This window comes from Acinetobacter sp. 24-47-64 (genome assembly GCF_057737055.1).
Genome location: NZ_CM173215.1, coordinates 1,758,331 through 1,778,965 on the forward strand (window position 1 = coordinate 1,758,331; position 20,635 = coordinate 1,778,965).

The following is a 20,635-nucleotide window of genomic DNA, read 5'->3' on the forward strand; positions in this document are numbered from 1 at the left end:
TTTACAACCAAGAATGATCAGGGATAACAATGGTCTTGTCTTGAATCATGGCTTCATGAAACTCGACATCGTAGATGCTTTTTAAAAATTTCGGATCGGTGAGACGCGCTTTTGAATCAGGACGAATCACTTCATGTTCACGCATAAAGAACAAATGATCGGCAAATAAAAATGCCAAATTCGGATCATGCATAATGGCAATCACTGTAAAATTCTGCCGTGACAATTGACGCAATTTTTTCATCAAATAAGATTGATAATAAACATCCAAATGATTGGTCGGCTCATCTAATAAAATCACTTTCGGTGCTTGCACTAAAATACGGGCAATCATCACCAATTGACGTTCCCCGCCTGATAGCTCCGTATAAGGACGCTCTTTTAAATGCTCGATATCGAGATCAACTAAAGCCTGATCGACCATGTCCCAATCTTGTTTAGATGGACGAAATCGACTAAATGCAGCCCGACCTGTAATCACCACATCTTTAACTAAAAATGGGAAAACCGTTTTATGGAACTGCGGTAAAAATCCAAGTAGCGCGGCTCTTTCTTTGCCTTTTATCTGTTCTAACGCCCGCCCCGCATAAAGTACTTGCCCATCTGTGGTCTGTTCTAAACCTGCCATCAGTTTAAATAGGGTCGATTTGCCACAACCATTGCGACCTAAAATCACCGAGAACTGATGGGCTGGAAATTCAAGCTGAATATTTTTTAACACGTGTTTATGCCCATAGGCATAGTTCAACTGTTCAATATGAATCATGCCCAAGCCGTCCTTTGTGTTTTGATTAATAATAAGAAAAATGGCGCACCGAGGAGCATGGTGAAAATGCCGATTGGAATTTCAAAGCTCAGTAAAACTCGTGAAAAATTATCAATCAGCAGTAAAAAACTACCGCCTAGAATCATGTTGGCAGGAATACTGTAGCGGTGGTCAGGGCCGACCAGCATGCGCACAATATGCGGCATAAATAGTCCGTATAGACTGATAATGCCTGCGGCAGCTACTGAAGTGGAGGTGCATAGCGTCACCAATACAATCAGTATGAGTTGCTCCCACTTCGGACTCACCCCCACAGCTTGTGCTTCATCAGCTCCCAATGCCATCAGATTCAAGCGCCAACGCATGGCGTATAAGCCCATTAAAGCCACCGTAATCGGCACAACCGCATATTGGACTTTCTGCCACGATGCCTGATGTAAATTCCCCATGGTCCACTGCACGATCGCTTGTAATTTAAAAGGATCACTTAAATATTGAATAATGGTCAGTCCTGCTAAAAACAGACCTGAAACAATCATGCCGGATAAAATCACCATCACCAATGAAGTTTGGCTTTCATGCTTTTGCTGGGCAAACACATAGGTTAATGCCACTGCACATACGCCAAAAATAAACGCCGATAAATTGGGCGATAACCAACTCAAAGATAATGCTAGGGCGGCACCAAAGGCGGCACCTGATGAAATCCCCAGCACATAGGAATCCACTAAGGGATTGCGGAACAAAGCTTGCAAGCCATTGCCGGCTGTTGCCAAAGCAGCCCCGACCATAAAGGTCAATAAGAGGCGTGGTAGGCGAATATTGAAGACAATATTTTGCATCAAGCTAAATTGTTGCGCATCAAAATACGCTGTACCCAACATCCACTGGATAAACCACAGTGCATAATCCCCTGCGCTTAATGTTTGACTCGGTCCTAGCAACAGCGACATAAAAATCAGTAGAATCGGCAATGGATAAAACCAGGTGTATTTCAATTTTGCCTTATTCATGACATCAACTCCTTGGCAATTTTCTGACCATAGAGTTTCTCTAAAATTTTGAGTTGCAAGGCTTCAACTGCTAAGTCTGAGGTGTCAGGGTAAATGTGATGATGCAGATAAATCGCAGTCACAAGAATTTTGATGGTATGTGGGTTATAGATAAATGCAGGGCTGAGATTAAACACTTTCTGTTGTTGTACTGCTTTTAGACCTTGCAATTCTTTACGCTGATAAATCAGGTTTGGGTCGGTATTCCACAGTACAATATTGTCAGGATTCCACTCAATCAACGTTTCTGGATTGACATTCGGTTGATTGGTCTCCGTTTTAACCACGTTGTAAGCCCCTGCCAATTCAATAAAATCATTGGTAATCGATTTACGGCCTGAGGTTGAATAAATTCGTCCACCTGACCATGCGTAATATATTGATTGCTTATATTTTTGCTTTGAGGTTTTGAGTGCCACTTCAGCCAGAAGCACATCTGAAAAATCCAGAATTTCTTTAGCCCGTTGCTCAGCACCTGTAAGCTGTGCAATTTCATACAGCTCTTCTTTCACCTGATCGTAAGTGCCTGATCCCATCACATAGACTGCGATACCAAATTGTCGAAGCAATTGAATGGTTTGTGTTTGCCCACTACCTAAAATCACCAAATCTGGCTTTAATAGCATTAAGCTTTCAATGTTGGTGGCATTTGAGCCTTGTGAAGGTGTAGCGAGTTGCTTATTGGCAATACGTGGATCCATTTTGGAATAAGCATTAAATAACGAGGTCTGTAAATAGACCTCAGCAGGAATCCCCACGACCTTTGCACCCTGCCCCAACATATATAGCCCGTCTAAACCTGATTCAAACAAGGACACAATACGCTGTGCTGGCTGAGCTAGGCAGACTTCGGTCTCTGAGCTATCAACCACACAGTGCGATGTTGGGCTTTGTATTTTTGCTGATATCGGTTGCTCTGTTGCCGTACAACCCAACAGTACACAGCTCAGTAAAAGGACAATAAATCTTTGCATTAGTATTGCCACTGTACCGATAACGCTGCTTTGATCGGCTCACCGGGTTGAATCCATACATGGCTATAACTGGATAGATAATATTCCTCGTTTAACAGATTATGAATATTCAGTTGATAGCGTAAATTTGGATTTGCTTGGTAATAAGCCCCAAGGTTCAATACGGTATAGGCAGGTAAGCTGAAACCATTAGCCGTATTGGTTGGGCTGTCCCCACTGCGTTGCCCGACATAATGGAGATTGAAATTTAGACCTGCTGCATGTTGCGTATTTTGCCAAAGGTCATAACTTGCCATGACATGTGCACTATGTTTGGGTACGTTGCTCAGTGCTGAGCCTGCAGGCAACACATCATCTTTGCTGACTTTGGCGTCCATATAGGCGTAGCCTGCTGACACCAGCATCTGGTCATTGATACGATGGTTGAAGTCAATTTCAAGTCCCTTGCTTTTCACTTCACCGACTGCAGCTTCAAAGTTTGGGTCAATCGCATCCGTCATCAGAACATTTTTTTTGCCCATATCAAACAAGGCGATGCTAAGCATACTGTGATCTTGCCATTGGTATTTCGCGCCGATTTCATAGCTTTTCGCTGTTTCAGGTGCAAACGTCTCCCCTGTACGACCCATGCCATTATTCATGGAAAATGCTTCACCATAATTGCTATATACAGACAGTGCTGGTGTAGGACGGTAATTAAGGCCTATGCGTGGGCTAAACTTTTGTGCTGTACTCTGATCCTTGAACTGCGTGCGATGGTTGATGAAGCGCTGTTCGACACGATCGAATCGACCTCCGAATAACACATTCCATTGGTCATTAAAAAAGACCTGATCTTGTACATTCACAGCCATGTACTGCTGACGTTCATCGGAATCGGTATGTAAAGGTAGTTCAGAGCTAAATTGCCCATAAGTGGGATTGTAAATGTTGATCCAATTGGGCTGAGCAGCCGAGTGATTAAGACGCAATTGACGTTGCATAAAGTCCAAACGCCCTGTTTCTGCACCGAGTACCAATTCATGCTGAACATGACCGAGTTCCAGTTGACCAAGTAATTCACTTTGGAGCAGCATATCCTCGGTCTGATAATCACGATGACGACGCTGACGCTCTAATGTTTCAAGGTCAGCCTGTAATTTGCGTGGTTCTGTTGAATAGCCGACCATTTGCGCATCTTTATAACTGATCGCAGCATTCATCTGCCATGCGTCATTGAGCTGATGCTTTAATCGTACTTGATAGAGATTGTCTTTGACGCGCATATCACCATCAGAAGGCTCACCCGTAAAGGTCTTTGGATCCATCAATAACTGGTTGTTGACAGCCGTGATACCACGGTCAAATGTGCCTAGATGCTGGGTAAATTCAGTATCTAAATCCACTTGGGTATTTTCAGATAATTTCCATGAGAATTGTGGCGCGACAAATAAACGTTGGCTACTGACATGATCACGGAAAGACTGGTTATCTTCCATTGCAGCGGCTATTCGATACGCCAACGCATCGCTGATTGGCGCGGTCTGTTCAAGACTTAAACGATATTCATCTTGTGTTGTCCCACGAAGATTAAGCGTTGTTTCAGACGTCCATTTTGGTTTTTTTGTGGTGACATTCAATGCCCCACCGACCTCACCACGTCCATACAGTGCGGCACTGGGACCTTTTAAAAAATCCAGTGATTCAATATTGACCATATCTTTAGGTGCAGAAATGCCACGATTGACACTCAGCCCATTACGAATGGCATCCACCCCCATATTGGGATTGCCTTGGAATCCTCGGAATGAATAGTTATCCCAAAAGCCCCCACCATAATTATTTTGATGCAATACCCCACTCACGATGCTGAGGGCTTGATCCATGCGCTGAATATCTTGCTGCTGGATAACGTCTTGCGACAAATGGCTTTTATTAAACGGGATATCCAATAGATCATGCTGAAAGTTGGTAAGCGCTTGAGCGTGCTGTGTAGATTCTGAGGCTAAAGCTGTGCTGAGATAAATCGTATCTAGGGTTTTGACCTGATCTGTTGCAAACACCCCTTGATTGATGCCAGTTAAACCTATTAATAAAGTTACACGAGATCTCAAAAAAACTATCCTCATTTATACGCACAATATTGATGCGTTTACAAATATTGAATTCAAATTGGTGCACTATTCATTAAATCTATGCACTAAAACTAAGCAAATGTTGTTCTGGCATCGCTAGATTAGTTTTGTGTACATTCTTGTATACAAGATATGAATTAGAGGCAAAAAAAATGCCAATTTTTTAAAATTGGCATTTTCTTAATAATTTATCCTAAACAGTCGAAAATATTTTAAGAGTAATTTTCTTCACGTCCTCAATACTATGTAAGACATGATGTTCTGCTAAATGGATCGCCCCATCAGCATCACGAGCTAAAATACATCTAAGTATTGCAGCATGATCTTGATAAGCATGCTGGATATCGAATTCACGCATGGCGCCTAGACTGAGCACAATTCGGATTTTTTCACTGATTTCATGATGAATCTTGGCGATTTGACGATTTCCTGCAGCTCTAACCAAGGCACAATGAAAATCTTCACTTTGCAGCACCAATGCTTTGGTGTTCTGGTTATAGTCCTGTTCGTCTACAAGCCATAATCGCTTTAAATTCTGTAATTCTTCAGATTGCTCATGATCCATTACGCATAAACGTTTAACAGCCTCTTTTTCCAAGATCATACGTAAATCAAAGAGCTCCTGATAAAAGGTAAAATCTAAAGGCTTAATTTCCCAACCACTGCGGAAATGCACATTCACATAGCCTTCCTGTTCAAGACGATACAGTGCTTGCCGTGTTGGGGTACGGCTGACCTCATACTTTTCAGAAAGGTCCGTTTCAGTAAAACGTTGTCCAGGTTTGAGCTTAAAGCTAAAAATATCATCCTTTATTTGTTGATAAATCACATTAGCTAAATTGCCAGTGCCTGACTTAATGGGCGTTATGCTCATCCTTAATTCTCGTTTTACATCTATGTAATAAATAAATTATAGAGTCATCATGAGAATTTAAGAATCAGTAAATATTGATATATAGGAAAATAGATTAAATTTTGGCTTTTAGATTTATAGGATAATTTAATTTAAGCCCCTATATAACGCTAATTAATAATTGCATTTCAATACTATAAATCAACCCATACAAGAAATTGAAAAGACTTAAACTTTTCCCAAAAACCAATTTTTCCAAGAACTGGTTCCACGAACTTCAACGGGTACGGTTGCAATCAGGGTATCTTTTAAAACGTCAGTTTGTCCTACGGCTTTGGCTAATCGGGCTTTTACAGAGTGAATGCATTCCCGATCTCCAAACTCACATCGATCTAATGTGGTGCCACCGCAAGGACCATTTGCAAGTCCTTTAGGACATGTTTCAGAGCAAATATATAAAGTATCAGCCAATCTACATTGACCACAATTTTCGCAGCCCACAACCATATGTTTTGACTTAAATTCGGTTTTTAACAAAGTTTTTGATGCCAACTCATTATCCCAAAAGGACGCTTTAAAAATAAACCTACCTACACCTTTAGAGATTTTGGACTCAAAAAGGGCTTTATGCATGACATGCAAATGATGATATTTAATCAGCTGACCTAATGTCGGTTGACGCGCATCATAATTTAATTCTGGAACAAACTCATCTCCAGTCTTAATCTGCCAAAGAGATTTCCAGCGTGCTTCAAGTTCCTCTAAATCATCATGTTGATATTGCTCAATATAATTTTGCAGAACCTTCTGTTCTTCTGAATTTTCGCATGCTGAAAGATGAACACCATTAAAACCTAAAAGCCAAAAAGCCAAAAAGCCAAAAAGCCAAAAAGCCAAAAAGCACTGTAAACTAGATCCTGAGCTAAAAGTTTACAATCAAGAAATCAATAAAAGAAGAATTGGGATTGAGCATGTATTTGGGACTTTGAAGACCTTCAAAATCCTTGCCGAGCGATATCGTAATCGAGGCAAAAGATTAGGCTTAAGATTCAATTTAATTGCTGGGATCTATACCATGGAACTGAATAAAAAATGACTTATGATAGAACTCTATTATTAAAACCAAGCCCTAAACCAAAACCAAATTGAAATAACTCCCCTGTATCAATCCAAACAAAATTATCACCATCCAAAGATGAAAAATCAATTTCATTAATAGGCTTTTCTCCAAAATCTTTTTTTAGATTATTAATCACTTCAATGTTACTGACCAAAGTATAAAAAATAGAGTTCAAAGTGATATTAATTCCTTTCCCTGGATAACATTTATCCTGAATCCAAAAACTAAATATTCCTAAATTTAATCCATCATTTAATGCAAAAATTACATCCCATTGAACAAAAAAATCATCATTAAACTTTAAAATCATTCTAGTGCCTCTGACTTCCATCCATTTTTACGCAAAATGGCTTTGGTTTTATTATCTAACTTTAAAGAATTTCTGGCACCATCTGAACTGCCAGCCCAATGGTAAGTATTTGAGCCAGTCCTTCATATGTGAACTGATGAATATTTCCTTTGAAAAGTCAGTCAAACGCCCTTTATTAAAAAACAGCAATCTAAACGAAATTAGTATAGTTTTTTAAGTTAAATCTATTTCCATTTCTTTATGTAGCCCTTTGTCGCACTCTAAAATAAATGGATAAATTTTTTCGGGTTCAGCGTAAATATATTCTAAATAGCTTGCTGGTAACCAATAATATATTTCATAATCACTTTGCCTATTATGAGTCGGAACTAGAAAAGATACATAATATTTTTTCATTCCTTCTTCAATCCCAACACTAAATTTTAATTCTTTTGATACATATATATCTCTAAAATTAAATTTCATTTTAATTTCCTATTTTTCTGACCTTTAACATGTCTTTCCTGACCTTTGTTGCATCAATAACAGCCTCTAAACTACCATTAGTAATTTACCCTCAGGAATCCACTGACTATTTGCACCAGCCTCATTACCAGATGGTAGTCTTAAACCTGCAGATCTTGGATTAGATATATCAATCCTTACTAAACTGCCATTTTTAAGTTGACTTTGTGGTATGCCTATTGAAGCGATTGCAAGTTGTCTTTCATTCTCTGTAATTTCCTGACCTGTTAGGAAATCATTCTTCAAACCAACTGTAGCCCAAATTTGTTTCAAAGTAAGCTCATTAGCCCAATCAAGAGTTCGCTTACCTAAAGTTTTTTCAGGTGTGGGCCCAATAAAATTTGTAGTAGCACCACTGACGGAACCTACATCCTGACCTGAACGGACGGCTTCTATATCTTTTATTGCTTGACTTGTGTAACCAATGGTGTCATTTAATAAGCCTGTAACCTGTCCTGATATTTTTAATCGTTATAATTATTTCACCATTTCTTTCATTTCTGGTGAAGCATCACTTGCCAAAATATTTTTTAGATGTTGTTCTACACAAGCAGAATTACCCGTTTGCACACAATCATTGAAGGCTTTATCAAGCATTTTATCGGTCTTTCTTAATATTGAAATTCCTTGCTCAATACATGCTCTATCATTCGAACTACATTTTTGAAGGTGTTTATTTACAGCTTTAAGAGTAGCTCTGGTTTGATAATTATTCTCCACGGCATTCTGCGCAACCTGCCCACTCTGCACTGTACTCGCTACATCTCCAGCAGTAGCACCAACACCTGAAGCAACTAAGTCTGTAATCGTACTAATCGTTGACTTTTCATCTGCTGTTAAATCTTTGGATTCTTTACCATATAGGTATTTAGCTAGTAGAGGTGCTGATGCTTCTGCTCCACCAGCTGCTGCAACCGCCGCGCCCAACACAGTGTGCGCTAAAATATGCGCTGCACTTCCTTCACTATCATTTGATTTGAAATATTGTCCAATCTCATAGCTGAGTTTAGAACTTGCTGTTGCGGCTGCTATTCCTAAGCCACTGTTAGTCGGAGCTGATAATCCTGCTGAAATGCTATCGACTAATATGCCTAATGTTTGAAGTTGTTGTTTCTTGTCGAACTCAGCTTGACTCAATGTTCCTGCTTCATTAGCTTTTTAGGCTTCGTCTAGCTTTTTATAAACTGTACTTTTTGAATATTTTTTCAATTTCTACGCTTCTATTTGGTTGCTCTTTTAAAACATTTTCTAATCCTTGCCGGATATAGAACTTTACAATAATTTCTTCATAATCACCTTCATTCGGCTCTAAACCCATCATTTCATGAACCCAAGCACAATAAATGGTTGTACCATCTTCTTGTAACTCAGGAACTAAACTCCAACCAGGATCACCTCCAACAGGCTCCATAGGATCTTTACCTATAATACCTCTCAAATAATATTCTAGGTCTTGTCCCCCTATTATTCCAAAACCCAAGCACCAAAGCAAAGGCATTAGATCTGCTGAAGAGCCCTCTTCATTAATATAACCTATCATTAATTAACTCCTCTAGAAGTAGGGTTTATAGGGAATGCTGATGGAACATAATTAGCCCCTCTATATGAGCTAATCGGTACTCTAAAAGTAATCCCATTCACTATTACATGCTGTATTTTATTTCCATTTACCCCATAATTTACAATTGCTTTTGCCGCTGCTTCATTTGCCATCGTTGCCATTTGTTTATCACTGTACACTTTCGGATCATAAACTGTTTTTGTCTCAACTCTTCCATTTGGTAGTTGATATTTAATATCAGAGATACCTTTTGTGACTTGATTTGGATTACCAATTACTTTCCCACCACTACTCTTAAGGACATCATAAAAAATATCAGCATTATGCCCTCCAGAAATTACTTTGGATTTTTTATTAATTGTCGCATCAATTAAATGTTTCCCTAAAGGTGTATCAATTTGGTTTGTACCAACTTCAGTATAGCCATCTCTAGGTCGAACAGGAATTCGACCAGCAAAATCTGCCTCAGGTTCTTTTAATAATTTCGTAATGTCACTACCATATTTTTTCCCAATATTCTCAAATGCTTCATCAGTTAATTTAATTGGCCCATTGAGTGTCTTTGAGAAACCTAAGCCAAGCATGGCAACTTTAGCATCTTGTCTTTCTTTTGGAGTAATAAAATCCCCTGTTAAAGGATCGTATGTCGCACCTAAAGCAGCAGCCAATTGTCTAATCGTTAAATCATTAATAACCAATAAGCCCTTTTCACCTATGGTTTTCTCAGGTATCGGACAGATATATCCAGTTGGACAAGAAAATTTCTCTTTAGTATTTTCTTTAACTACCTGCCCATAATTCTCATCAATAATTGAAAATCCATTATTTTCTACCGCATTCTGAGCTAATTGACCACTCTGTACAGTCGAAGCCACATCACCAGTACTTGCACCCACGCCAGATGTAACCAAACCAGTAATCGCACTTACCGTTCCTTTCTCATCTGCAGTTAAGTCTTTGGCTTCTTTTCCATACAAATATTTTGAAAGTAACGGTGCTGATGCTTCTGCTCCACCCGCAGTTACTCCTGCAAGGAGTGCATCATTATCACCTGCTGCTGCAACCGCCGCGCCCAACACAGTGTGCGCTAAAATATGCGCTGCACTTCCTTCACTATTATTGGATTTGAAATATTGCCCAATCTCATAGCTAAGCTTAGGACTCACTGTTGCGGCTGCTATACCTAAGCCACTGCTCGTTGGGGCTGACAAGCCTGCTGAAATGCTATCGACTAATATTCCTAAGGTTTGAAGTTGTTGCTGTTTCTTGTCGAACTCAGCTTGACTCAGTGTTCCTGCTTCCTTGGCTTTTTTAGCTTCATCTAAATTTTTATTAATTTCAGTACGTACTTCTTGGCGGTTCGCATCAAACTTCTTCGTCACATCCATTTGTAAATTAATTTCGCTTTTAACTTGATCTCGATCAAAGTTATTTTGCAATGCGCCACTGTTTTCACGTGCTGTATCTGTTGTGACATGTGTGAGGATTTCTGACTTGATCTGCTCAGCAGAGTTTCCTGTCAGCTCTTCTTGACGAACTGTTTCTCTAATCGTGATATTAGACGTATTAATACCACTTTGCGTCACACTACTGTCTTTATCACTGTCCAAACCAAAACCAATCGACTTGCTTACACCTTGGATTGTGGAAGCATGTTGATCAATTTTTTCAGGCGCTGATATTACAGTGCCGGGTTTACCCTGATCAGATTTAGTCGCATTTAATCCAGCACTCAGTGAAATCCCTTTAGCATCATATTGTCCCGAATAAAGGCGTACCTCATTTGGACTGGTTCGCCAAGTACACCGCGACCTCTTTAATATAGCCCTTTCTTCGCTGAGTCATTGCAGTTATTTTTTTAAATTTGTTAATTATGCACTTGGATCATTAGATTCTGTGATCTTGGGCTGCTGTGGATCATAGCGTTTAATCTATGCATAAAGACTATGTGTAGTTATACCTAAAAGTGATGTGATATCAGCAACACTATGACCTTTCTCTGTGACCTGTTTTACTGCTTCAATTTTAAATTTTTCAGGGTATGGTTTATTGCTCATAAGCACCTCGTTGATTTGCCATTTTATCTAACTAAAAGGTCTCTATAAAATAGGCGGCTAATCACTCAATCAAAAAATATCATACTTTGCATCTTCAACTGAATGGGTTTTCAAGAAATACCCTTTTAAATCCGTTACACAATATCATCGTCGCGCTTGAGTATATTCTGTCCAAATTAAATTCGGTGTACCATCATATATACAAAAACACAAATCAGGCCAATACAAATCATTAGTAACCATTACTCCAAACCCTTGAAAATTAGGAAAATCACCATAATAAGGAGAATGTATATACCAATCTTCTTTTCCGATCTTAGTTAAGTTGATTAGATCTTTTGGAATAATTAATTGATGTCTTAAACTACCATCCGAATTGTATACAGCAGCGTTGTTTGGTCTTAAGAAGTACCAAGGATATTCTATTTTTTTACTTAACTTAGAAGGCTGGTTATTAAAAATAATCAAAAAGCATTTACAATCTAATAAAACATGAACACTCTCCGCAATAGGTAAAATATACTCACTACCATCACTATAAATAATTTTTTTTTCTAAAGCAGTAATTTGCTCATTCTTCAATAATAAATTATTAAAAATATTGAGCGAAATATCAGAATCATATTCAGGATAATTCATAAATTCATAAATTTCTCCATTTTCAAAAACATTTGTCTCTATTACTTTCTGTATTGTTTTCATTATTTAATCTCTCTTGTCGAGCTAATTTTAAATAGCTCAGGGTTCGTGTAAGGAGATTTATCTACGAAATTAATCTGATGAGCATTACCTGGTAGAGTTTTACCAGTCTTATAATCATACATAGAGCCTGCTCTTCCTTCTCGTATACCCACACTTGGCTGTACTTCAAATTCAACCACATAAAATTTATTTGGCTTACCAGATGATTCATTAATACTAGGCTTAAACTCTTCAGTTATTGCAAGTTTATTTCGCATATCTGCAACAGAATTAACCTGTTCTTTTGTCGCCCAACCACCTAATTTCTGTGCCGGATTTTCTCCTTTTTTGATAGCTTCTACCATGTTAGAGTATTGAACTTCATCAATCACCATTCGCATTTTTTCGGATTGAATTACTCTTCGATCAGTTACAGTTGTGCCTGCTTTCCATGCTGGATAACCTGTAGGATGATAACTACCACCAACCTGTTGATCATTCAATGTTTTTGGATTATTTCCAATAAGATTTTCATTTACTCGTACTAATCCATCTCTATCTGTTACTTGTCCAGCATTAATATTTTCCGCCCTATACGTTGTACCGGATTGAAAGTCACGTACTGATGAGTCTCCAAAACTAGGATTCTCCACATTAGCGTTATTCTCAATTTTTTGTCGCTGAATTAAACCATCTGCTACTTTTGCCTCCTTATTGGCTAGACTGACTCCTTTAGCTGTTCCACCACCTACTGCCATTAAAGCTAGATCTGTTGCACTTTCAGGGAAAAATATTTCTGTCGCAACATAACCAAAACCAGCAATATAGTAACTTGCTCCTGTTCTTGGTTTTTCCCCTACCATATAATCTAAAACAGCTGATTTTGCTGGAATCAATATTTTTTCTGCTGCGCTTTGCTTTAAACCATTATATTTTGTACTGCAAGCACCATACGTCATGTTTTGGCAACTTCTTTGTGCATATCTCAAGAAATCTAATTGCTTCGTTGCTTGTATTGAAAATCCACTAGTTTCATTGAGAAGCCCTTTTGCTTCAATTGAAACTTTTAGTCTTCTTAGCTGTTGTTCAATCTCTTTCATTTCCGGTGAAACATCACTTGCCAAAATATTTTTTAAATGGTGTTCTACACAAGCAGCATCAGCTTTTTGCACACACTTATTGAAAGCTTTATCAAGCATTTGGTCGGTCTTTCTTAATATTGAAATTCCTTGCTCAATACAAGCTCTATCATTCGCACTACATTTTTGCAGATGTTTATTCACAGCTTTAAGAGTAGCTCTGGTCTGGTAATTATTATCCACTGCATTTTGGGCCACTTGCCCACTTTGCACAGTCGAAGCCACCTCACCAGTGCTTGCACCTACACCAGATGCAACCAAACCAGTGATTGCACTAATCGTTCCTTTCTCATCAGCTGTTAAATCTTGTGATTCTTTACCATACAGATATTTAGCTAGTAGAGGTGCTGATGCTTCTGCTCCACCTGCAGAAATACCCGCAGCCAGTGCATTATTGCCTCCTGCTGCTGCAACTGCCGCACCCAATACAGTATGCGCTAAAATATGCGCTGCACTTCCTTCACTATTGTTGGATTTGAAATATTGCCCAATCTCATAGCTAAGCTTAGGACTCACTGTTGCGGCTGCTATACCTAAGCCACTGCTCGTTGGGGCTGACAAGCCTGCTGAAATGCTATCGACTAATATTCCTAAGGTTTGAAGTTGTTGCTGTTTCTTGTCGAACTCAGCTTGACTCAGTGTTCCTGCTTCCTTGGCTTTTTTAGCTTCATCTAAATTTTTATTAATTTCAGTACGTACTTCTTGGCGGTTCGCATCAAACTTCTTCGTCACATCCATTTGTAAATTAATTTCGCTTTTAACTTGATCTCGATCAAAGTTATTTTGCAATGCGCCACTGTTTTCACGTGCCGTATCTGTTGTGACATGTGTGAGGATTTCTGACTTGATCTGCTCAGCAGAGTTTCCTGTCAGCTCTTCTTGACGAACTGTTTCTCTAATCGTGATATTAGACGTATTAATACCACTTTGCGTCACACTACTGTCTTTATCACTGTCCAAACCAAAACCAATCGACTTGCTTACACCTTGGATTGTGGAAGCATGTTGATCAATTTTTTCAGGCGCTGATATGACAGTACCAGGTTTACCCTGATCAGATTTAGTCGCATTTAATCCAGCACTCAGTGAAATCCCTTTAGCATCATATTCACTGTTATTTTGAATGTTTGAATAAGTCAAAGTCCCTGTATTTAGACTATTATTTTTTAAGTTTTCAGCTTTTTGCGTCGATGTGATCAAAGCACCTTTTAAATCAGTATTAGTCTTCACATTGATTTGGTAACCATCATCTCCAGCAAAGATCCCTGATTGCTCATTGACTGAGGCGTAATTGGCATCAACATTCGACTTACTAAAGCTACCCGATGCATTACCGCCATTGGTACCAACACTGATTTGACCTGAAATATCTTGTTGTTTGCTCTTATATGTTGCAGTATCTTGCAAACTTTCAATATTCAGTTCATTGGCATCTATCTGGATGCCCTTACCTTGAACTTGTCCACCAATAATATTGGTTGTATTACCGCTGCTAATTGTCGTTAAACTGTCTTTTGAACCGACATGACTATTGACATAGCTTGTATCAGTGCCATCGCCTTTGCCTTTTCCAAGATTCCCACCTGCCGTAACACCCAAACCTGTTTGGTTGCTGATGGTTACACCTGCATTCCAGCCTGAACTCTTGTTATTTGATTGTTCAATACTACTTTGTTCAGCGGCTTTGATGTTGACATCGTTATCTGCTACCAAGTGGGTACCTTTCAATCCAACAACATCAGAACCAAGGATATTAATGTTGGAATCTCCCCCTGCACCACTTGCTACAATGTTTGTTGTGCCTCCAGCGCTCACTTTACTTTGAGCAGCTGTATTACTTTGTGTATGGCTTGTTTCTACACTCTTTTGTTCGCCATAGGTTAAACTCACCCCAACTTCTACCGATTGGTTCAAAGTAGCAGAGCCAGTAAGAACATCATTTAATTTGCCTATGGACTGTCCTGCTTTGTAGGTATCGAAGCCTGCATTGGCTGCTGCCATTGCATTAACACGATCATTTTTACTTTGACCCACTTGTTTTGATGAATCTAAAACAGATTCAACTTGTTGCACGATTGGCACATTTACAGCAAGTGTTAAGCCTTTTTGTTCCATTTCACGCTTATAATCATTGATATTTTGCTCGTTGGCTGCTTCTATATTGACACGTTGTGCCAAGATATTTACATCACCTTCTTGTGCTAATACTGTGCTCCCCGTTTGTTGATAGGTGTTACCAGCGATAATGTTTGTATGACCAGCCAAACTTCCAACTGATGAAGCATTGCTTGTGAATTGTTGATTGTTGTTATCTGTACTTTCTTTTATCTGACCTACAGTAACACCTATACCAACACTGCTAAATAGTCCTGATTTTTTCTTACTATAAAAACTCTCTTCAGTAGACTGAGTAAGTGCCGACTCCACTTTTATGTTATTTTTTGCGCTTAAATTGGTATCTTGATCTGCAATAACATGACTACCTTTTACAGAGATATCTTTTTCAGCATTTAAGTAAATATTCTCACCACCAATGACACTAGCTACAGCTTGTGTTTGTTCAGAGCTGTCCTTGAATATTCGAGTCGTTGTACTCGCAAAGCCTTTACTCTTCGTTTTTAAAGCATCATCAGCAACTTTTGTATATTCACCAGATTCAATATTGATATTTTGTGCTTGAGCAACAACATTCCCTGTTGCACTATTGACTTCAGATGCACGTAAATTAATATCATTTCCTGCATTAAGCTGAATATCGTTATTTGCCTGAATCTGACTACCAATTTCTCCAGACTCACTACGTTTAATATAATTATTTGAATCTTTAATATTTTGTTGTTTCTGACTGACTTGTGTCGTTCCCAAGTTAATATTATTTTTGGCATTAAGTTGTGTAATACCCTCTTCACTGGCATTTGTAATAACACCAGCATTGAGTTGTATATCTTTTCCTGCATTTAATGCAAGTATGCCTTGTCCACCTTTAGCTGTTACATAAACACCAGCTTGACGGTTTAAATGCGTGTTTGAACCCTGATCACTTTCTGTTGTATTGGTTTCAGTGACAATATTGATATTTTCACCAGCATCTAAGAATAACTTTTGCTTAGCATCAATGGTCCCACTTAAATTATTAATATCTTTCTTAGCTTTAGCCGAAAGCTGATCTGCTGTTAATCGTCCACCGAGGTTTTGGATACCATCTGCTTGAATCACTAGTGCATTTCGACCTGCTATTGTACCGCTATTAACAAGACTATTTTCAACATTCAGGGCGGTATTACTGCCTGCTAGTAATGCGCCATTGCCATTAATATCTCCATTCTGCAACCTTACATAAACCTGGGGAGCCAGTACAGTTTCAACACGTCCATCATTCAAAGTGACCTGCTTTTCAACTAACCAAACAATATCACTAGTTAAGTTAGCAATTTGTTCTGCACTTAAAGCTATACCGACTTTAAGTTGCATCTGTTGTGCAGTTGTTACGCCATTCAGCATCAGTTGCTGAAATTGTTCTTCACTGCTATTGAAACCATCTAAAAAGCGTCGACCAGTTAACTGACTCACTTGTTCAGTCGTGATTTTTTGTTCATAGTAACCATCGCCTAAACGTTTATGCAGATTTTGAGGTTCTAAACTCAATAATTTGAGCATATAATCACTGCCTAGCCATTTTTTATAATTTGTGAAAGCTGGATCAGTTTCTATTAAATATTCAGGATTAGCTGGATTAGTATTAAATAAACTACTACTTGGTAAAGACGTATTTACATCAATTGTGCGAACCGTAATATCATTTTCAAGTGTTGAATTTGTATTAAGTTGGGTATTAGGATTCGTCGTTGATAATCCCTGAACATGTTCTTGATAACTCAACACACCTAAATTTAACTCTGTAATCATTGGTGCAGGTCTATATGCAGAAGTATTTGACCCTGTTACATCCGTGCCTTTTTTATGATCTCTCCAAAAATTTGTTAAAGTTCCCTCATCACGTATAATTGTTTGACCTAATGTTTCATGATTGTCTAAATCACCAACCTTAACATCTAGTAATCCCCCAGCCAGTATTTGACTGTCCGAATTCAATAATACGTCACCCGTAATTTTAATATTTCCTCCAGCGAGGATTTGACCAGGGGCAGAATTTACAACTTGTGTTTGGTCTTTAATTTTTTCGTAATTATAGCGATGCCAATTTTCATGCCATTGACCATCTGGTGTCACAAGATGATCCGACTCATCATTGCCAATCTTCCAACCTAGTTCAGCTTGGCTACCTTCTAGATAGCGTTGATTCTGCCCCTGTGCTTCATATTCAACTATATATTGACGATCAACTTCTTTTATTTGAGTTTGCAAATGCTCATTGGTATTTCTCAACAATCGACTTGAAATCGTTAAGTCGGCACCTGCTTCAATTTTAGCACTGTTATTATTGATACTTTGTGCTTGTCCAACCGCATGTTTGTTTTCATCTAAAGTGCCAGCAATCACCATATTGCCTTCACTTGAGATCAATGCTTTTTCTTTATTGACAATATCTTGCGCTGCCAAATCTAATCGATCTCGTGCTGCAATCACAGCAGCTATTGTTTCATCAACAGTTTCTTCTTGGTTGAGCACTTTATTTGCAGCTACTGCAACATGGTCACCATAAATACGACCTGTGCCAATATTATTTAAAGTACTCGTCAGCTCAACTAATGTTTGACCATTACTGTTAATTTCACCACGGTTGGTTAAGTTTTCACTTTGAATAAGGGTACCGTTATTGGCAATGATTCTACCTGTATCTTTATTATCAATATCACTGGCTTTAAGTTCTAATTTTGATCCTGCTTGTAATTCTGTTGTATTTACCAAATTACCCACAGTCTCAATTTTTAAATTGTTTCCTGCTTCAATTTTATTTTTCGTCGTGAAGCTCTCTTTTAACTTCAGCTTTAAATCATTGCCTGCACTGAGTTGCCCATCAGCTGTAATTGATGTTGCATCAATCGCTACATTTTGATTCGCTAAAATTTTACCTGCTGTATTCTGAACATCATTTGCTTGAATGTCTGAATCTTGTGATGAAAGAAGCTCACCTTCGTTATTATTTAGGTCACCTGTACGAATACTTAATGTTTTACCCGTAAGGATTTGTCCTTGTGTATTTTTAAGTTGTTCACTCTCAATACTCAGGTGCTGAACGACTTGAATTTTACCTGTAGTGTTATCAACATCTTTTGTTTTAGCTCTGGCATCTTGTGCTGTAATCACACCGTGATTATTCTTAAAATGCTGTCCCTGAACATTCAAAGTATTTAAGTTTAATGTCGCATCACTGTTATCCAAACCTTGATTGAGCGTTAAACTTACCCCACCATTTGCCGTGATTTTCCCTGCATCATTTTCAATGCTGTCCGCCTTAATTTTACCTTGGGCAAAACTCGCTGTAATAGACGAATTGGCTGAACTGGTACTACCGCCGCCTGTCGCAGTGCTTGGGGCTTCTGTTTCTGCACCTGAGCCACCTGTATTTCCACCACCTGTGCCTGTACTAGGGTTTGTTCCTGTGTCTTGATTAATTTCGGTATAACCAATTAAGCCTTTGTTTTTATTGTTAAGTGTTTTTGCATCAATCGCTAAGTCCTGTAAGCCTGTTTGAACAACTTTACCTGAACTGTTCTTCAGATCTTTTGTTTCTAGATCAACACGACCTGCATTGAGTTCGCCTTGGTTTTGAATGGTTTCTTTATTTCGAATATTCAATTCACCAGAAGTTGCTATCAAACCAGTGTTATTCAGGTTTGTCGTTTGTATGCTTTGCTTACCCAAACTCGAAATACTGCCACTGTTATTTAACTCTGTAGCTTGAATATCTAATGTTGCTTGTTGAGGATCTTCTTTATGTTGTGCAACAACTGAACCACTGTTTTGTAGTTGTCCATCTGCACTAATTTTAATACTGCCAGCAGAAGCAAACACTTGCCCTGCATTATTAATACCCACACCTTTGTCTGTACTAATCAGGCTAATCTTCCCTGCGTACATTCCCCCTAAGCTACCTGTATCTATGGCAAATTTTGGTGTGTTGTTCGTTGTACCGCTGCTTGCATTACCTATACTTTTAATATTACTTTGTGCATCAATGTCATTTTGACCTGTGACTATTTGCAAGTCTTTTGCCCATACACCTGCATTAATTTGTGCTGCATGACTAAGTAAACGCGTGTAGTCTGCTGTACTGGTATCTAATCCTTGTCCTGTAATATTGATTAAACCATCGCGAACTTGAAAGCCTGTAACCGCACCATTATTTAGTAACGGATTACCCGTACTTAACGTAACTGCACCAGCATTGATGAATCCACCACCATCAACATTAATTCCAGATGGGTTGGCAATAATTACATCGGCTTTACGTCCACCCACTTCAATATAGCCATTAAGGTGACTGGCATTGGTTGAGTTAACTTGATTCACAATGACTTTAGCTTCACCGACTGCAAGCCAAGGGTTACCTTGGATATAACCACCCAATTGCGTTTGAGCATTTTGACGGCTGTTATTGAGGATCACCCCATTTTTATTCACATCAAATTGTTCGTAGTGGTTCATTGAAACACCAGCTTGGCTTGGCGTTTGAATATTCACCTGGGTGGTACCATTAGCGCTGTTAATAATCGTCGGTCTTTGATTCCCTGCTGCATTTGGGTCTGCAATCACATTGGCTTCTGCTAAATCTGTGGTCATACCAATGCTTGCAACGCCCGTCAAAAGCATGATGGAAAATGATAGAACTTTTAAGCCTAAACTTTTTTCAGCTGTAGATTCTGTGTCTAGCTCTAAATGTGTGATGTTTGAATTACTTGTTTGTCCTTCTGCAGACACATTTTCTGCAACAACGACCATTTCACCACGTGTTTTACTGAAAATCGTTTTATAAAAGTTCTTATTCATTTTTCAATTACCTATTCTTTAATCTTTTAAATAAATTATTCAGCAAGTGCGTATTTGTTTTGCCAATCGTTAAAATCTTGCTCACTCATTAAATCGCCTTTGAATGTCATAACTCTTAAACCTGTCTCTCTACCTCTGTGATAAAGCGATCTCATACCATTTTTAGGAAACAGTTGTTGTGCGACTAGATTCTTCATTGTTTTACTACGGCCAAATGGACTAAACCAATCTATAATCCATAAACGATCACCACTGTTACTTTCATTGATTGACAACGGTAGACCTTGGCTTTGTATATATTTTTTTTCAGTTTCATTATTTAAAAATGCCCAACTGACATAGCCAATGACTCGACCATTTTCAACACACACAACAAATTGCTTATTCTGTATATAAGGCACAACTCTCGTCATTAAGTAACTTAAGGGTGCATCCTTTAAGCTGGGCACGTATTGCCATAACCACATCAATGAACCCAATACTTCAGCTTCACTCCAATGCTCATGAGGGTAATGTGATGGTGCAATTAAACTAATATTTCCAATTTTCATAA

The 20,635-nt window shown here is 38.6% G+C and carries 13 protein-coding genes and 4 pseudogenes; 1 reads left to right on the forward strand and 16 read right to left on the reverse strand.

What is annotated here, in order from left to right:
- Position 1: 1 nt before the first annotated feature.
- From AC1M85_RS08405 to AC1M85_RS08430, 6 genes and pseudogenes are all read right to left on the reverse strand, one after another.
- Positions 2-766 carry an ABC transporter ATP-binding protein gene (locus AC1M85_RS08405; protein ID WP_488212879.1) on the reverse strand — a complete coding sequence of 255 codons (765 nt, stop codon included), beginning with the start codon at positions 764-766 and terminating at the stop codon, positions 2-4.
- The gene (locus AC1M85_RS08410) at positions 763-1,779 is read right to left on the reverse strand and encodes a FecCD family ABC transporter permease (protein WP_488212880.1); all 1,017 of its coding nucleotides are present in this window, start codon (positions 1,777-1,779) and stop codon (positions 763-765) included. Before AC1M85_RS08410 ends, AC1M85_RS08405 begins: the two co-directional genes overlap by 4 nt.
- Positions 1,776-2,792, reverse strand: a complete 1,017-nt coding sequence (locus tag AC1M85_RS08415; protein ID WP_488212881.1) for an ABC transporter substrate-binding protein — start codon at positions 2,790-2,792, stop codon at positions 1,776-1,778. Before AC1M85_RS08415 ends, AC1M85_RS08410 begins: the two co-directional genes overlap by 4 nt.
- Positions 2,792-4,885 (reverse strand): TonB-dependent receptor, encoded by a 2,094-nt coding sequence (locus AC1M85_RS08420; RefSeq protein WP_488212882.1) that lies wholly within the window; start codon positions 4,883-4,885, stop codon positions 2,792-2,794. The genes AC1M85_RS08415 and AC1M85_RS08420 overlap by 1 nt, the downstream gene beginning before the upstream one ends.
- Before the next feature lie 214 nt (positions 4,886-5,099).
- Positions 5,100-5,780, reverse strand: coding sequence for a GntR family transcriptional regulator (locus AC1M85_RS08425; RefSeq protein ID WP_481589877.1), 681 nt, complete (start codon positions 5,778-5,780; stop codon positions 5,100-5,102).
- Positions 5,781-5,987: 207 nt separating this feature from the next.
- Positions 5,988-6,617 (reverse strand): annotated as a pseudogene (locus tag AC1M85_RS08430) (methylenetetrahydrofolate reductase C-terminal domain-containing protein); the annotation flags it as partial.
- Between the two features lie 37 nt (positions 6,618-6,654).
- Here AC1M85_RS08430 and AC1M85_RS08435 point away from each other — a divergent pair.
- Positions 6,655-6,855 (forward strand): annotated as a pseudogene (locus AC1M85_RS08435) (transposase family protein); the annotation flags it as partial.
- 1 nt (position 6,856) lies between these two features.
- On the opposite strand, the gene AC1M85_RS08440 reads toward AC1M85_RS08435, so the two are convergent.
- The 10 genes and pseudogenes from AC1M85_RS08440 to AC1M85_RS08485 form a co-directional block, all read right to left on the reverse strand.
- The gene (locus tag AC1M85_RS08440; protein ID WP_481595413.1) at positions 6,857-7,189 is read right to left on the reverse strand and encodes an Imm42 family immunity protein; all 333 of its coding nucleotides are present in this window, start codon (positions 7,187-7,189) and stop codon (positions 6,857-6,859) included.
- A 213-nt stretch (positions 7,190-7,402) separates the two neighbouring features.
- On the reverse strand, positions 7,403-7,654 hold the full coding sequence (locus AC1M85_RS08445) for a hypothetical protein (RefSeq protein ID WP_481596956.1): 252 nt from the start codon (positions 7,652-7,654) through the stop codon (positions 7,403-7,405).
- A 66-nt stretch (positions 7,655-7,720) separates the two neighbouring features.
- On the reverse strand, positions 7,721-7,966 hold the full coding sequence (locus AC1M85_RS08450) for a hypothetical protein (protein ID WP_481612544.1): 246 nt from the start codon (positions 7,964-7,966) through the stop codon (positions 7,721-7,723).
- A gap of 204 nt (positions 7,967-8,170) precedes the next feature.
- Positions 8,171-8,830 carry a VENN motif pre-toxin domain-containing protein gene (locus AC1M85_RS08455; protein WP_488212883.1) on the reverse strand — a complete coding sequence of 220 codons (660 nt, stop codon included), beginning with the start codon at positions 8,828-8,830 and terminating at the stop codon, positions 8,171-8,173.
- Between the two features lie 40 nt (positions 8,831-8,870).
- Positions 8,871-9,233 carry a hypothetical protein gene (locus AC1M85_RS08460; RefSeq protein WP_488212884.1) on the reverse strand — a complete coding sequence of 121 codons (363 nt, stop codon included), beginning with the start codon at positions 9,231-9,233 and terminating at the stop codon, positions 8,871-8,873.
- A pseudogene (locus tag AC1M85_RS08465) lies at positions 9,233-11,014 on the reverse strand (VENN motif pre-toxin domain-containing protein); the annotation flags it as partial. The pseudogene AC1M85_RS08465 and the gene AC1M85_RS08460, both read right to left, overlap by 1 nt.
- 174 nt (positions 11,015-11,188) lie before the next feature.
- Positions 11,189-11,311, reverse strand: a pseudogene (locus tag AC1M85_RS08470) (transposase); the annotation flags it as partial.
- A gap of 144 nt (positions 11,312-11,455) precedes the next feature.
- Complete coding sequence (locus AC1M85_RS08475) at positions 11,456-12,013, reverse strand: hypothetical protein (RefSeq protein ID WP_481596955.1); 558 nt, start codon at positions 12,011-12,013, stop codon at positions 11,456-11,458.
- Positions 12,013-20,082: a two-partner secretion domain-containing protein gene (locus AC1M85_RS08480; RefSeq protein ID WP_488212885.1), complete on the reverse strand. Its 8,070-nt coding sequence runs from the start codon at positions 20,080-20,082 to the stop codon at positions 12,013-12,015. Before AC1M85_RS08480 ends, AC1M85_RS08475 begins: the two co-directional genes overlap by 1 nt.
- A gap of 35 nt (positions 20,083-20,117) precedes the next feature.
- Positions 20,118-20,633, reverse strand: coding sequence for a toxin-activating lysine-acyltransferase (locus AC1M85_RS08485; RefSeq protein ID WP_481596953.1), 516 nt, complete (start codon positions 20,631-20,633; stop codon positions 20,118-20,120).
- Positions 20,634-20,635 lie beyond the last annotated feature (2 nt).